Origin of the sequence: Humitalea rosea (genome assembly GCF_003253705.1) — a bacterium.
GTDB classification, from domain to species: domain Bacteria; phylum Pseudomonadota; class Alphaproteobacteria; order Acetobacterales; family Acetobacteraceae; genus Humitalea; species Humitalea rosea.
In genome coordinates this window covers 25,364-40,552 of the sequence record NZ_QKYU01000010.1, presented here as the reverse complement: position 1 = coordinate 40,552, position 15,189 = coordinate 25,364, and the positions used below count along the sequence as shown (strand labels likewise).

The following is a 15,189-nucleotide window of genomic DNA, read 5'->3' as shown; positions in this document are numbered from 1 at the left end:
GCCGATGCGCGCTGTGAGGCTTGCGGCGATTGCGCTGGAGGCGGAAGGCGCGCGGATCAGCCTTGGTGCCCGTCGCTGGGGTCGCAGAGCCGTTTTCGGCGCTGTGGCCGCGGTGGCGGGCATTGCCTGTTTCGCGGTCCTGCATCTTTTGGCATGGCATGCGCTGGCCCCTTCGCTGATGCCGGTGCCCCGTGCGGCGGTTCTGGCCGGGTTCGACGCCGTGCTCGCGCTGGTTTGCGGGCTGGTGGCAAGCCGCGGGAGCGAAACGCAGATGGAGCAGGAGGCCCGGGCCGTGCGGGATCTGGCCTTGTCCGGGGCCGCGACCTCGCTGGTGCCGCCGGCCCTGATTCAGGCCTTTGCGATCGGCCGCGTCATCGCCGGCATCATCGGCCGTCGCCCCCGTTGACCGACATGGCCCATGCCGCTTGTTCGCGGCACGGGCTTTGCCGATGATCGGGGATGGCTTCAGAACAGATCAGCTTTTGCCTGAACGGCCAGGTGGTGGTGCTCCCGCCCACGACCTCCGCCGCGAGTAGCCTGCTCGACTGGCTGCGCGGCCCCGCCGGGCTGCGTGGCACCAAGGAGGGCTGCGCCGAGGGCGATTGCGGCGCCTGCACCGTGGCGCTGGAGGAGCCGGACGGCGCCCGCGTGCCGATCAACGCCTGCCTCACCCTCCTCGGCCAGATGCATGGTCGCGCGATCCGCACCGTCGAGGGGCTGCGCGACGCGGCGGGCGGCCCGCATCCCGTCGCCCGTATCCTGGCTGAACATGACGGCACCCAATGCGGCTTCTGCACGCCCGGCATCGTCATGTCGGCCTGGGCTGCCGTGACCGGGGATGGCGATCCGCATGAGGCGCTGGCGGGGAATCTCTGCCGCTGCACCGGCTACCGGCCCATCGTCGCGGCGATGGCGGCGATGCCACGGGAGGTCGCGACCCCCGCCCCGGTGCCAGCCAGCACGGCTGCCTGCTTCCACGCGCCGGGCCAGGCCTTCCATCTGCCGCGCGGGCTGCATGCGCTGCTGTCGCTGCGCGCGGCGCATCCCGACGCCTGGCTGCTCGCCGGCGGTACCGACCTCGGGCTGCGCGTGTCGGAGCATCGCGAACGCCCGCCCGAGGTCATCTGCCTGCTCGCGGTGCCGGAGCTTCAGGCGCTGCACATCGACGCGCATGGCATCCGCATCGGCGCCGCCGTGCCGTATCACCGCCTGCTCGCCGCCTTGCGGGGGCTGGATGATCCGATCGCGGCCCCCTTCGCGCGGCTGCTGGCGCGGCTTGGCAGCGCGCAGATCCGGGGCCTGGGCACGCTCGGGGGCAATCTCGGTACGGCCTCGCCAATCGGCGACATGCTGCCGCCGCTGGTGGCGCTGGGGGCGGAGGTCACCATCGCCTCGCTCTGCGCCACGCGGCGGATGGCGGTGGAGGCCTTCCTGACCGGCTATCGCACCAACGCCCTGGCGCCCGACGAGGTGGTCACCGAGGTCATCATTCCCCGCGCCGGGCCCGGCGATGTGGTGGCGATGGAGAAGCTGTCCCGGCGCCATGACCAGGACATCACCGCTGTTGGGCTTTCGGCCTGGCTGCGGGTGGTGGAGGGCCGCATCCGCGCGGCGCGGGTGGCGTTGGGCGGCGTGGGCCCGCGGGTGCTGCGCGCCACCGCCGCCGAGCACGTGCTGATGGGCGCGCCCTGGTCGCTGGAGACGGTGCGCGCCGCCGCGCGGATGCTGGACCGCGACATCGCGCCGCTGGACGATCTGCGCGGCAGCGGCGCCTGGCGCCGGGCCGCCGCGGCGGGGCTGCTGGAACGGGTCTGGTGGCGCGCCACGCGCCCCGATGTCGAGCCGATGGAGGCGCTGTGATGGACGGGATGGGGGCGGCGCTGCGACAGGACAGCGCATTGCGGCACGCGACCGGCGAGGCCGGTTTCATCGACGATCTGCCCGAGGTGCCGGGGCTGCTGCATGGCGCGCTGGTGCTGAGCCCGGTCGCGCATGGACGGATCGAGGCGCTGGACCCGGCCCCCGCCTTGGCGCTGCCCGGCGTGGTCGCGGTATTCGGGCCGGGCGATGCGCCGGGGCGCAACGACATCTCGGCCAGCGGCGCCGCGCAGGAGCCGCTCTTTGCCGAGCACCTCGTCGAGCATTGGGGCCAGGCGATGGCGCTGGTGGTGGCGACGGATCGCGATGCCGCTTTGGCCGGGGCCGCGGCCATTACGCCCGTCATCCACGCCCTGCCGCCGGTGCTGGAGCTGGCCGAGGCGGTCGCGGCCCGCAGCCTGCTGATGCCGCCCCAGGTGCTGGCGCGGGGCGATGTCGTGGCGGGGATGGCGCAGGCGCCCCTGACCGCCAGCGGCAGCTTCCGCTGCGGCGGCCAGGAGCATTTCTATCTGGAGGGGCAGATCGCCATCGCCACCCCCGGCGAGGATGGCGACCTCCTGGTGCTCTCCAGCACCCAGCACCCGACCGAGGTGCAGCACATCATCGCCCGCGTGCTCGGCTGCGCGCAGAACCGCATCACCGTGCAATGCCGGCGCATGGGCGGGGCCTTTGGCGGCAAGGAGAGCAATGCCTCCTGGGTCGCCGCCGCCGCAGCACTGGCCGCCCATGCCACCGGGCGGCCGGTGAAGCTGCGTCTGACCCGGAAGGCGGACATGGCGGCCACCGGCAAGCGCCACCCCTTCCTGTTCCGCTGGACCGCGGGCTTTGACGCCACGGGGCGGATCGCGGCGCTGGAGGCGCTGCTGGCCGCCGATGGCGGGCATTCGCTGGATATGACGCCGGGGGTGGTGTTCCGCGCCATCACCCATGCGCTGAATGCCTATGACGTGCCGGCGCTGCGGATCGAGGCGCTGGGCTGCAAGACCAATACCGTCAGCAACACCGCCTTTCGCGGTTTTGGTGGGCCGCAGGGCGTGCTGCTGATGGAGGAGATTTTTCGCAGTATCGCCGCCGCGACCGGCCTGGATGTCGAGACCGTGCGCGCAAAAAACATGGCCGGCGGGGAGAATGGCGACGAAACCCCCTATGGCCAGGCGCTGGATGGCAAGCTGATCCGCCGCGTCCACGCCGAGGCGCTGGCGGCAAGCGGCTGGGTGGAGCGGCGGGCGGCGATCGCCGCCTTCAACGCCGAACATCCGACCCTCCGAAAAGGGCTCGGCAGCTTCGCTCTGGCCTTCGGCATCTCGTTTGGGGTGATGCATATGAACCAGGCGGGGGCGCTGGTGCATGTCTATGAGGATGGCTCGATCCGGCTGAACCATGGCGGCACCGAGATGGGGCAGGGGCTGTTCATCAAGGTCGCCCAGGTGGTCGCCAGCGCCTTCGGCGTGCCGGTCGAGCGGATCCGCATCACCGCGACCAGCACGGGGGAGGTGCCGAACACCTCGCCCACGGCCGCCAGCACCGGCAGCGATCTCAACGGCTGGGCGGCGCATCTGGCGGCCAGCGCGATCCGCGAGCGCATGGCCGGGGTCGCGGCCGAAATCTGGGCGGTTGAGGCGGGCGAGATCGGCTTCGAGGACGGCATGGTCCGCGCCGGCGGCAACCGCCAGATGAGTTTTGGCGAATTGGCCCATGCCTGCATCCGGCGGCGAGTCTCGCTCTCGGCGACGGGATTCTACAAGACGCCGGATATCCATTGGGACCCGGTGGCGATGCGGGGAAAGCCGTTCTTCTACTTCTCCTACGGCGCCTCGGTCGCGGAGGTGGTGGTGGATCGGCTGACCGGGGAGCACCGCTGCCTCGGCGCCTGGCTGGTGCAGGATTGCGGGCGAAGCCTGAACCCGGCGGTGGATCGCGGCCAGATCGAGGGCGCCTTCATCCAGGGCATGGGCTGGATGACCAGCGAGGAGCTGTATTGGGACCGGACGGGGCGGCTGCGGAGCCTCGGGCCCAGCACCTACAAGATCCCCGGCTCCCGCGATGTGCCGCCGGTGTTCGTGACCAGGATTCTGGAGGGCAGCCCGGCGCGCGCCGAGACCATCTTCCGCAGCAAGGCGGTGGGCGAGCCGCCGTTGATGCTGGCGACGGCGGTGTGGAATGCGCTGTGCGATGCGACCGGGGCGGTCAGCCTCGATCTGCCGGCGAGCCCCGAGCGGCTGCTGGCGGCGATCCGCGCGGGCGGCAGGTAGCCCCGAACGGGGCCACCTGCCGCGATCGCATTAGTCCGCGTAGGCGCCGGCGGCCTGGATGATCGGGCGCCACTTGGCGATATCGGCCTGCCAGAAGGCGCGATGCGCATCCGGCGTCGCCTGGGCCTGCGTCACCGGGGCGGTGCCGAGGTCGGCGAAGCGGGCAATCAGCCGCTCGTCGCGCAGCGCCGTCTGCAAGGACTGCGACAGCCGGTCGATGACCGGCCGCGGCGTGCCGCGCGGCGCATACAGGCCGTGCCAGACGGTGACCTCGAAGCCCGGCAGCCCGGCCTCGCTCGCGGTCGGGATATCGGGCAGCGAGGGCAGGCGCTGCGGCGTGGTGACGGCAAAGGCCTTCACGGTATTGCCGCGGATCTGCTCGGTCGTGTTGGTGGTCTGGTCGCAGAGCAGGTCCACGGTGCCACCGATCAGGTCGCTGATCGCCGGCGCGGTGCCGCGATAGGGGACGGTCGTCATCTGCACGCCGAGCGCGGTCTGGAACAGCAGCCCGCAGAGGTGGCTGGCGGCGCCGATCCCGGCATTGGCCAGATTGATCTTGTCGCCATCGCGCCGGATCACGGCGATCGCCTCGGCCAGGGTGGCGGCCGGGAAGCGGGGGGAGGCGATGATGGTCATCGGCACTTCGGTGACCATGCCGATGGTCTCGAAGCCGTTCACCGCATCGTAAGGCAGGCGACGGTACAGGGTCGGCGTGGTCGCCATGCCGATGTGGTGCAGCAGCAGGGTATAGCCATCCGGCCGCGCCATCGCGACGCGCGCAGCACCCAGCGTGCCACCGGCGCCGCCGACATTCTCGACCACGACCGACTGGCCCATGTCGCGCGACATGGCTTCGGCGACCAGGCGGGTCACCGTATCGGTCGGCCCGCCGGCGGCGAAGGGCACGACGATGGTGATGGGGCGGTTGGGGTAGGTCTGGGCTGCGGCCGGCAGCGCGATCAGCGCCATAGCGGCGACGGTCAAGGCACGACGGAACATGAACGCTTCCTCCAGGGACGACGCATGGCCCCCGGCCCGCCGTCCCCAGAGGGATGGGCGTGCCGGGGGGCTCATCCGGTACGATTCCGGGACTTTCTGCGGAAATGCAAGCCTGGGACAATAGCCCGTTTACGTTGGCTCAGGCGTCCATCTTCAATGCAGCGATGAAGGCGGACTGCGGGATTTCGACCTTGCCGAACTGCCGCATCCGCTTCTTGCCTTCCTTCTGCTTGTCCAGGAGCTTGCGCTTGCGGCTGATGTCGCCGCCGTAGCACTTGGCGGTCACATCCTTGGACATCGCGCCGATGGTTTCGCGCGCGATGACCTTGCCGCCAATGGCGGCCTGGATGGGGATCTTGAAGAGCTGGCGGGGGATCAGATCCTTCAGCTTCTCGCAGATCGAGCGCGCGCGCCGGTCGGCCGCCGAGCGATGCGCCATGAAGGAGAGCGCATCCACCGGCTCGTTGTTCACGAGAATGCTGATCTTCACCAGATCGCCCTCCTCATAGCCATCGACCGCGTAATCGAAGCTGGCATAGCCGCGGCTGATGGATTTGAGGCGATCGTAGAAGTCGAACACCACCTCGTTCAGCGGCAGCCGGTAGACCGCCATCGCCCGGTTGCCGACATAGGTGAGGTCCACCTGCACGCCACGCCGCTCGCTGCACAAGGCGAGGATCGAGCCGAGGTATTCGTCGGGCACGAAGATGGTGGCCTTGATCCAGGGTTCCTGGATCGACTTGACGAGGCTGGGGTCCGGCATATCGGCCGGGTTGTGCAGCTCGATCTCATCGCCGTTGTTCTTGGTCAGCTTGTAGACGACCGAGGGCGCGGTCGCGATCAGGTCGAGATCGAATTCCCGCGACAGCCGCTCCTGCACGATCTCCAGATGCAGCAGCCCCAGGAAGCCGCAGCGGAAGCCGAAGCCGAGGGCGGCGCTGCTCTCCGGGTCGAAGTGGAAGGAGGAATCATTCAGCCTGAGCTTGCCGAGGGATTCCCGCAGCTTCTCGAACTCATCCGCATCGGTCGGGAACAGCCCGCACCAGACCACGGGGATGGAGGGCCGGAAGCCGGGGAGCTGTTCGGTCGCGGGCGCGCGGTCATCGGTGATGGTGTCGCCGACATTGCAATCGGCGACCGTCTTCATCGCGGCGGTGATGTAGCCCATCTCGCCGGGGCCCAGGTCGTCCACCGGCTGCATCTTCGGCGTGAACACGCCGATGTCGTTGACCGGATGCGCGGTGCCCTTGGCCATCAGCCGGATGCGCATGTTGCGGCGCAGGCGGCCCTGCTTCACCCGCACCAGGATGACGACGCCGAGGTAGGGGTCGTACCAGCTATCGACCAGCAGCGCCTGCAAGGGCTTGGTCTCGTCGCCGGTGGGCGCGGGCAGGCGGGTGACGATGGCCTCCAGCACGCCCTCGATGTTCAGCCCGGTCTTGGCGCTGATCATCACCGCATCATCGGCGGGCAGGCCGATCACATCCTCGATCTGCTGCTTCACGCGCTCGGGCTCGGCGGCGGGCAGATCGACCTTGTTCAGGATCGGCACGATCTCGTGGCCGGCATCCAGCGCCTGATAGACATTGGCGAGCGTCTGCGCCTCGACCCCCTGGGAGGCATCGACCACCAGCAGCGAGCCTTCGCAGGCCGCGAGGCTGCGGGAGACCTCATAGGCGAAATCGACGTGGCCCGGCGTGTCCATCAGGTTCAGGACATAGGTCACGCCGTCCTTGGCCGGGTATTCCAGCCGGACGGTCTGCGCCTTGATGGTGATACCGCGCTCGCGCTCGATATCCATGCTGTCGAGCACCTGCTCCTTCATCTCGCGATCGGCGAGACCGCCACAGAACTGGATCAGCCGATCGGCCAGGGTGGATTTCCCATGATCGATATGCGCGATGATGGCGAAGTTGCGGATGCGGGCGAGCGAGGTGTCGGTCATCGAAGTCCGTATATCGGGCCGCGGGGGAAAAGTCCCGGCCCGCGCCGAGGTGGCACATAGGGCCCCCTGGGTCGAAAGCAAAGCGGCGGCGAGCGCTCAGTCGCTCGCCATCACCTTCACATAGCTGCCGGGTGCGGGTTCGATGACCGCCAGCGCGCCATCGCCCGGGGTGCGGGCCGGCACCTGGGCCTTGTCCAGCGCCGAAACCCAGCGATGCCAATCCGGCCACCAGGAGCCGGCAAGCTCGGTCGCGCCCTCCAGCCAGGCCTCGGCGGTGGGGGGCGCAGTGTCGCTGACCCAATGGCTGTACTTGCCCGAGGCCGGCGGATTCGCCACCCCGGCGATATGGCCCGAGGCCGCCAGGACGAAGCGGATCGGCCCGCCATAGATCTGTGTCGCGCGATAGGTGCTTTGCCAGGGCGCGATGTGGTCCTCCCGCGTCGAGAGGATGTAGGTCGGCAGCTTGATCTTCCGCAGATCGAGCTTGACCCCCAGAAGATCCACCGCCCCCGGCTTGATCAGGTCATTCTGCTGGTACATCCGGCGCAGGTAGAAGGAATGCATCTTCGCCGGCATGCGCGTGCTGTCGCTGTTCCAGTACAGCAGGTCGAAGGGGAAGGGTTCCTGCCCCAGCAAGTAATTATTCACCACGAAGGACCAGATCAGGTCGTTCGCCCGCAGCATGTTGAAGGTGCCGGCCATCTCGGAGCCTTCGAGGAAGCCACGCTTGTTCATCTTGTCCTCGAGCGCCTGCAACTGCTCCTCGTCGATGAAGACGCTGAGTTCGCCGGCTTCCTCGAAATCGACCATGGTGGTGAAGAAGGTCGCGGATTTGATGCGGGTGTCGCGCTTGGCCGCCATATGCGCCAGCGTCGCGGCCAGCAGCGTGCCGCCCAGGCAATAGCCGATGGCGTTGATGTTCTTCTCGCCGGTCGCCTTCTCGATCGCCTCCAGCGCGGCATAGGGGCCGAGCTGCATGTAATCGTCGAAGCCTTTTTCGGCCAGGCTCTCGTCCGGGTTCACCCAGGAACAGACGAAGACGGTATGGCCCTGTTCGACGGCCCAGCGAATGAAGGAATTCTTCGGGCGCAGGTCGAGGATATAGAACTTGTTGATCCAGGGCGGCAGGATCAGCAACGGCCGCTTCAGCACCTTCTCCGTGCTGGGATTGTACTGGACGAGCTGCATCAGCTCGTTCTGATAGACCACGCTGCCGGGGGTGACGGCGATGTTCTCGCCCACCGAGAACTTGCTGCGATCGACCATGCTGATCTGCAGACTGCCCTTGCCGCGCTCCAGATCGCCCAGCAGGTTGGAGAGCCCCTTCAACAGGTTCTCGCCGCCGGTCTCGGCGGTGCGGCGCAGCACTTCGGGGTTGGTCAGGGCGAAATTGGTCGGGGACAGCGCATCGACGAATTGGCGGGTGTAGAAATCGACCTTCTGGGCCGATTTCTCGTCCAGCCCCTCGGCGGAAGCGGCCGCGGTCTGGAAATAGCGGGCCGACAGCAAATACGACTGCTTGATGAAATCGAAGATCTCGTTGTCGCGCCAGGCGTCGTCCTTGAACCGCTTGTCCTTGGGATCCTCGGAGATCACCGCTCCGGTTTCCTTGCCCATCATCCGCCGGGCGGTGTGCTGCCACAGCGTCATGTAATCCTGCCAGAAGCCGATCTGCGCCTGCATCAGCCGGGCGGGGTTGGACATCAGCCGCGTCGTCATCTCCATGAAGGCGCCGGCCAGGTTCAGCGGATCGGAGCCAGCACCCCCGGTGCCGCCGCCGTTGCTCGCGTTATCGGATTGCCGCTTCAGGAAATCCTGGACGATCCGCTGCCCGCGCTCGGCGACATCGGCCATCGTGCGGGACACGACGGCGGGGTCGGGCAGCCGGAATGCGGAAGGGGTGTCATCCTGGGCCATGCCGAATCCTCGCCTTCTTGCTTCGTCGTCTGCGTCATGCCTCGCGACCGCAAGCACGGCGCTTTCGCCGCTTCGCGTTATGGGGCACATGCTGACCGCATGAGCACACGACGCGGCATGGGCTTTTTGCGTGCGACAGGTTCACGCCTGGAACCTAGGGGCGGCGCGGTGCCGCGGCAAGCGGGCAGGCTCGCCCTGCCGTTGCTGCCCATGCTGCTGTTGGGTGCCTGCGTCGGCAGCCCGGGCGAGGGGCCCGCGCAGTTCTTCGACAATATCACCGGGGCGGCGATGGAACGCCGCGGCGTGCCGCCTGGCACCGATCAGCCGTTCCGCACCCTTTCCGAAGTGCCGCCGCGCCCGGACCGCCCGGATGATGCGACCCGCAGCGCCTTGACCCGCAAATTGGAGCAGGAGCGCGCCGCGGGCGCGACGCCGCTCACCACCGTTGGCATCCTGCCGCCGCCGCCGACCGGCGCCTCGGCGCAGGTGCCGCTGACGCCGCCGCGCCCCGCGGCGCTGCGCGCGGCGCCCGCCGTCGCGCGCATGGCGCCGGCCGGGCCGGAACCCGCCCGCCCGCTGCCGGCCGATCCGGGCGCCCCGCCCCCGCCGCCGCGGCCGCTGCCGGCCGACCCCGGATTGCCGCCGCCGCCGCCCTCGGTCCGCTGAGGCCGGCCGCGCTCCCTCGCCCAGCTCCCCCCTCGCCCAGCCTCCCTCGCCCAGCCTCCCTCGCCCTGCCTCCCTCGCCCTGCCTCCCTCGCCCTGGCGCCTGTGCGCCTGTATCCTGCGGCACCGCCCTCTTCCGCCCGTTCCGTTTCCCCAAAAAGACCAGGAAAAAGACCAGGACAATGACCGAGGAATTCCACCGTATCCGCCGCCTGCCGCCCTATGTCTTCGCGGAGGTCAACACGGCCAAGGCCAAGGCCCGGGCCGCCGCCGAGGACATCGTGGACCTCGGGATGGGCAATCCCGACAGCCCGACGCCGCCGCATATCGTCGCCAAGCTGATCGAGGCGGTGCAGGACCCCCGCACCCATCGCTATTCGATGTCCAAGGGCATCCCGGGGCTGCGCCGCGCGCTGGCCGGCTATTACGACCGCCGCTTCGGCGTGAAGCTGGACCCGGAGACCGAGGTCGTCGCGACGCTCGGCAGCAAGGAGGGGCTGGCCAACCTCGCCCAGGCGATCAGCAGCCCTGGCGACACCATCCTGGTGCCGAACCCGTCCTATCCGATCCACCAGTTCGGCTTCATCATCGCCGGCGCCTCGGCCCGCTTCATCCCCTATACGCCGGATGATGCGATGCTGGCGGCGATCGACCGCGCGGTGCGGCATTCGGTGCCCAAGCCCACGGCGCTGATCGTGAACTTTCCGTCAAATCCGACCGCGCTGCTGGCCAGCCGCGAATTCTACAAGGATCTGGTCGCGCTCGCGCTGAAGCACGAGCTCTTCATCCTGTCTGACCTCGCCTATGCCGAGCTGTATTTCGGCAATGAGCCGCCGCCCTCGGTGCTGGAAATCCCGGGTGCGATGGACTGCACGGTGGAATTCACCTCGCTGTCCAAGACCTACAACATGCCGGGCTGGCGCATGGGCTTTGCCGCGGGCAACCAGCGGCTGATCTCGGCGCTCGCGCGGGTGAAGTCGTATCTGGACTACGGCGCCTTCGCGCCGATCCAGATCGCCGCCGCCACCGCGCTGAACGGGCCGCAGGACTGCGTCGCGGATATGCGCGTGCTCTACAAGGAACGCCGCGACGTGATGGTGAAGGGGCTGCACAACGCCGGCTGGGACGTGCCGAGCCCTGAGGGCTCGATGTTCCTCTGGGCGCCGATCCCGGAGCGGTTCCGCCACCTCGGCTCGGTCGGCTTCTCCAAGCTGCTGCTGGACAAGGCCAAGGTCGCGGTCGCCCCGGGCCTCGGCTTCGGCGAGCATGGCGATGGCCATGTCCGCATCGCGCTGGTCGAGAACAACCACCGCATCCGCCAGGCGATGCGCGGCATCAAGGGCTTCCTGCAGGGCGACAATGCCGGCCCCCCCGAGCCGATCAAGGAGCTGAGTGGCAAGGAGTTGAGCGGCGCATGACCCGCCCCCTCGCCATCGGCATCGCGGGCCTCGGCACCGTGGGCGCCGGCGTCATGACGGTGCTGCGGGACAATGCGGATCTGATCTCCGCCCGCGCCGGCCGCGCCATCGCCGTCACCGCCGTCTCGGCACGGGACCGCACGCGGGATCGTGGCGTCTCGGTCGCGGGGCTGCGCTGGTATGACGACCCGGTGGCCCTGGCGGCCGATCCCGGCGTCGATGTCATCGTCGAATGCATCGGTGGCAGCGAGGGCCCGGCTCGCGCGCTGGTCGAGGCGGCGCTGGCCGCAGGCCGCCCGGTGGTCACCGCCAACAAGGCGCTGATGGCGACCCATGGCGCGGCCCTCGCGGCGCTGGCCGAACAGCGCGGCGTGCCGCTCGCCTTCGAGGCCGCCGTCGCCGGCGGCATCCCCGCGATCAAGGCGATCCGCGAGGGGCTGGCGGCCAACCGCCTCTCCCGCGTGACCGGCATCCTCAACGGCACCTGCAACTACATCCTGACCTCGATGCGGGAGAAGGGGCGCGAATTCGCCGAAGCCCTCGCCGAAGCCCAGCGCCTGGGCTACGCCGAGGCCGATCCGGCGATGGATGTGGATGGCACCGATGCCGCCCATAAGCTCGCGATCCTGGCGGCGCTGGCCTTCGGCCGCCCGGTCGCCTTCGGCGATGTGCATGTCGAGGGCATTCGCGGCGTCTCGGCGCTGGATATCCGCCTCGCGGACGACCTCGGCTACCGCATCAAGCTGCTGGGCATCGCCCGTTGCGGGGAGAATGGGATCAGCACCCGGGTGCATCCCTGCATGGTGCCGGCAGCACACCCGATCGCCCATGTCGATGGCGTCTTCAACGCCGTGGTGGCGGAGGGCGATTTCGTCGGCCGCGTGGTGCTGGAGGGCCGTGGCGCCGGCGCCGGGCCGACCGGCAGCGCCGTCGTCGCCGATCTGATCGATATCGCGCGTGGCCGCCACACCCCGGTCTGGGGGGCGGCCGAGGCCGCGTTGCAGCCCGTCGCGACGGTGCCGATGTCGGCCCATTCCGGGCCCTACTACCTGCGGCTGATGGTGGTGGACCGCCCGGGCGTGATCGCCGACGTCACCGGCGTGCTGCGCGACCATGGCATCAGCCTCGAATCCATGATCCAGCGCGGCCGCAGCCCGGCCGAGGCGGTCGCCGTTGTCCTCGTCACCCATGAATGCGGGGAGGCGGCGATGTCCGCCGCCCTGGAGCGTATCGCCGCCCTCGACGCCGTGCTGGAACCGCCCGCCGTCATCCGCATCGAAAGCCTTTAGGGGAGTCTCGCCTATGATTCGCGACAGCACGCCGGTCGACCGGAACCTTGCCCTCGAACTGGTCCGTGTGACCGAGGCCGCAGCTTTGGCCGCCAGCCGCTGGATCGGCCGTGGCGACAAGAACGCCGCCGATGGCGCGGCCGTGGATGCCATGCGCCGCGCCTTCGACACCGTGGCCATCTCCGGCACCGTGGTGATCGGCGAGGGCGAGATGGATGAGGCCCCGATGCTCTTCATCGGCGAGAAGGTCGGCTCCGGCTGGCAGCATGGCGGCCCCGAGGTCGATATCGCCGTCGATCCGCTGGAAGGCACCTCGATCACCGCCAAGGGGGCGGAGAATGCGATCGCCACGCTCGCGGTCGGCCAGCCCGGCAGCTTCCTGCACGCCCCCGACATCTACATGGACAAGATCGCGGTCGGCCCCGGCCTGCCGGCCGGTATCGTGCATATCGACGCCTCGCCCGCCGAGAACCTGCGCGAGCTCGCCAGGGCGAAGAAATGCGAGATCGGCGACCTGATGGTCTGCATGCTGGATCGCGATCGCCACAAGGCGATGATCAAGGCCTGCCGCGAGGCCGGCGCCCGCATCACCCTGATCGGCGATGGCGACGTCGCCGGCGTGGTCGCGGTGAGCCAGCTGGAAGCCGGCATCGACCTCTACATCGGTTCGGGTGGCGCGCCGGAGGGGGTGCTGGCCGCGGCCGCGCTGCGTTGCATCGGTGGCCAGATGCAGGGCCGGCTGCTGTTCGAGGATGATGAGCAGATCGCCCGCGCCGCCTCCATGGGCATCACCGACACCAACATGATCTACACGGTCGAGGATATGGCCCGTGGCGACGTCATGTTCTCCGCGACCGGCGTCACCAATGGCGCGATGCTGCGCGGCGTGCGCCGAGGTGCTGCGATGGCGGTGACGCATTCCATCGTGATGCGCAGCGCCACCGGCACCGTCCGCTACATCGAAGGCCGCCACAACTTCGCGCTGAAGCCGCGGGCCTTCATTGCCTGACGGCCTCCTGCCGCAGGACCCGGCCTTTGGCGTCGCCGCCAGCCTGAGCGGGCGGCGATGGGTCTGGCGGCAGGGGGAGGCGCGGATCGCCGCCGCCTTGGCGGAGCGCCATGCGCTGCCCGGGCTGGTGGCCGGCATCCTGGCCGCGCGCGGCATCGGGATCGAGACCGCCGGGGATTTCCTGGCGCCGACGCTCCGCGCGTTGATGCCTGACCCCGCGCGCCTGACCGACATGGACCTGGCCGCCGACCGCATCGCCGCGGCGGTGCGGTCAGGCGAGCAGGTCGCGGTCTTCGGCGACTACGACGTGGACGGCGCCTGTTCCGGGGCGCTGATGCTGCATGTCCTGGCCAGCCTCGGCGTCGCCGCGCGGCCCTATGTCCCGGACCGCATCCTGGAAGGCTACGGCCCCAATGCCGCCGCCATCACGCGCCTCTGCGACGAGGGCGCGGGGCTGATCATCTGCGTCGATTGTGGCACCGCCGCCGCCGATGCGCTGGCCGCCGCCGCCGGGCGCGCCGATGTGGTGGTGCTGGACCACCACAAGGCCGAGGGCCCGCCGCCGCCGGTCGCCGCCGTGGTCAATCCGAACCGGCTGGATGACACCTCCGGCCTCGGCTCGCTCTGCGCCACCGGGGTCGCCTTCATGACCGCCGTCGCGACGCTGCGCGTGCTGCGCCGGGCGGGCTGGTTCAACGGGCGCAGCGAGCCCCCGCTGATGGATCTGCTGGATCTGGTCGCGCTGGCCACGGTCTGCGACGTGATGCCGCTGGTCGGGCTCAACCGCGCCTTCGTGACGCAAGGGCTGAAGGTGATGGCGAGCGGCGGGCGGCCGGGGATCGAGGCGCTGCTGGTCTGCGCCCAGGCCAAGGAGGCGCCCTCCGCCCATACCCTCGGCTTCATGCTCGGGCCGCGCATCAATGCCGGCGGCAGGGTCGGGCAGGCCGATCTGGGGCTGCGGCTGCTGGCCTCTGCCGATCCGATCGAGGCGCGCGGCATGGCCGAGGAACTCGACCGCGTGAATCGCCACCGGCAGGAGGTGGAGGCCGATGTCATGGCCACCGCCATGCGCCAGGCGGAGATCCAGGCCGAGGCCGGGCTGCCGGTGCTGCTGATCCTCGGCGAGGGCTGGCACCCCGGCGTGGTCGGCATCGTCGCGGGCCGGGTCAAGGAACGCTTCAACCGCCCGGCCATGGTCGGCGGCGTCGCGGATGGGCTGGCCAAGGGTTCGGGCCGTTCGGTCGCGGGCGCCGATCTGGGCGCGGCGGTCATCGCCGCGCGCCAGTCCGGGCTGTTCCGCACCGGCGGCGGCCATGCCATGGCGGCGGGGTTTTCCTTCGAGGTGTCGCGGCGGGAGGAGGTGCAGGCCTTCCTCTCCGAGCGCCTCGCCCATGCCGCGAGCCTGCCCGGCGTCGCGGGGCTGGCGATCGAGGCCACCGTCTCGCTGCCCGGCTGCACCATTGCGCTGGCCGAGGCGATCGGGCGGCTCGCGCCCTTTGGCGCCGGCAATGAGGAACCCATCCTGGTGCTGCCGCGCGTGCGCATCGCCAAGGCCGATCGTGTCGGCAAGGAGGGGGCGACGATCCGCGCCTATCTGACCGGGGAGGGCGGCGGGCGGCTCAAGGCCGTGTGCTTCCGCGCCAAGGATGGGCCGCTGGCGCAGGCGCTGCTGGCCAGCGGCGGGCTGCCGCTGACGCTCGCGGGGCATCTGCGCGCCGAGCGCTGGGCCGGCGAGGCCAGCGCCTGTTTCCAGATCGTGGATGCGGCGCCCGTCATGGATGGGATGTGACGATCTTGCATTGACCCGTGCCGGCCCGCT

At 69.8% G+C, this 15,189-nt stretch carries 11 protein-coding genes; 8 read left to right on the top strand and 3 right to left on the bottom strand.

Annotated features, from left to right (window positions below):
* Positions 1 to 4 precede the first annotated feature (4 nt).
* Genes C8P66_RS10005 through xdhB form a run of 3 tightly spaced genes read left to right on the top strand, consistent with a single transcriptional unit; the run spans position 5 to position 4,130 of the window.
* Positions 5 to 406: a hypothetical protein gene (locus C8P66_RS10005; RefSeq protein WP_146422798.1), complete on the top strand. Its 402-nt coding sequence runs from the start codon at positions 5 to 7 to the stop codon at positions 404 to 406.
* A gap of 53 nt (positions 407 to 459) precedes the next feature.
* Complete coding sequence (locus C8P66_RS10000; protein WP_111398118.1) at positions 460 to 1,860, top strand: FAD binding domain-containing protein; 1,401 nt, start codon at positions 460 to 462, stop codon at positions 1,858 to 1,860.
* The gene (gene xdhB / locus C8P66_RS09995; protein WP_111398117.1) at positions 1,860 to 4,130 is read left to right on the top strand and encodes a xanthine dehydrogenase molybdopterin binding subunit; all 2,271 of its coding nucleotides are present in this window, start codon (positions 1,860 to 1,862) and stop codon (positions 4,128 to 4,130) included. The genes C8P66_RS10000 and xdhB overlap by 1 nt, the downstream gene beginning before the upstream one ends.
* Before the next feature lie 30 nt (positions 4,131 to 4,160).
* Here the strand turns inward: xdhB and C8P66_RS09990 are convergent, their stop codons facing one another.
* The 3 genes from C8P66_RS09990 to C8P66_RS09980 all read right to left on the bottom strand — a co-directional run bounded on the left by C8P66_RS09990 (position 4,161) and on the right by C8P66_RS09980 (position 8,991).
* Positions 4,161 to 5,129, bottom strand: coding sequence for a tripartite tricarboxylate transporter substrate-binding protein (locus C8P66_RS09990; RefSeq protein ID WP_111398116.1), 969 nt, complete (start codon positions 5,127 to 5,129; stop codon positions 4,161 to 4,163).
* A 139-nt stretch (positions 5,130 to 5,268) separates the two neighbouring features.
* A complete protein-coding gene (gene lepA / locus C8P66_RS09985; RefSeq protein ID WP_111398115.1) occupies positions 5,269 to 7,074 on the bottom strand; it encodes a translation elongation factor 4 in 1,806 nt (601 codons plus the stop codon).
* A gap of 96 nt (positions 7,075 to 7,170) precedes the next feature.
* Entirely contained in the window at positions 7,171 to 8,991 is a 1,821-nt protein-coding gene (locus tag C8P66_RS09980) for a PHA/PHB synthase family protein (protein ID WP_111398114.1), read from the bottom strand.
* Between the two features lie 168 nt (positions 8,992 to 9,159).
* On the opposite strand from C8P66_RS09980, the gene C8P66_RS09975 reads away from it, so the two are divergent.
* The 5 genes from C8P66_RS09975 (at position 9,160) to recJ (ending at position 15,159) form a co-directional block, all read left to right on the top strand.
* Positions 9,160 to 9,657, top strand: a complete 498-nt coding sequence (locus C8P66_RS09975; RefSeq protein WP_146422796.1) for a hypothetical protein — start codon at positions 9,160 to 9,162, stop codon at positions 9,655 to 9,657.
* A 179-nt stretch (positions 9,658 to 9,836) separates the two neighbouring features.
* On the top strand, positions 9,837 to 11,072 hold the full coding sequence (locus C8P66_RS09970) for an LL-diaminopimelate aminotransferase (protein WP_111398112.1): 1,236 nt from the start codon (positions 9,837 to 9,839) through the stop codon (positions 11,070 to 11,072).
* Positions 11,069 to 12,361 carry a homoserine dehydrogenase gene (locus C8P66_RS09965; RefSeq protein ID WP_111398111.1) on the top strand — a complete coding sequence of 431 codons (1,293 nt, stop codon included), beginning with the start codon at positions 11,069 to 11,071 and terminating at the stop codon, positions 12,359 to 12,361. The genes C8P66_RS09970 and C8P66_RS09965 overlap by 4 nt, the downstream gene beginning before the upstream one ends.
* Positions 12,362 to 12,374: 13 nt before the next feature.
* On the top strand, positions 12,375 to 13,370 hold the full coding sequence (glpX, locus tag C8P66_RS09960) for a class II fructose-bisphosphatase (protein ID WP_111398110.1): 996 nt from the start codon (positions 12,375 to 12,377) through the stop codon (positions 13,368 to 13,370).
* On the top strand, positions 13,363 to 15,159 hold the full coding sequence (gene recJ / locus C8P66_RS09955) for a single-stranded-DNA-specific exonuclease RecJ (protein WP_111398109.1): 1,797 nt from the start codon (positions 13,363 to 13,365) through the stop codon (positions 15,157 to 15,159). Before glpX ends, recJ begins: the two co-directional genes overlap by 8 nt.
* Positions 15,160 to 15,189 lie beyond the last annotated feature (30 nt).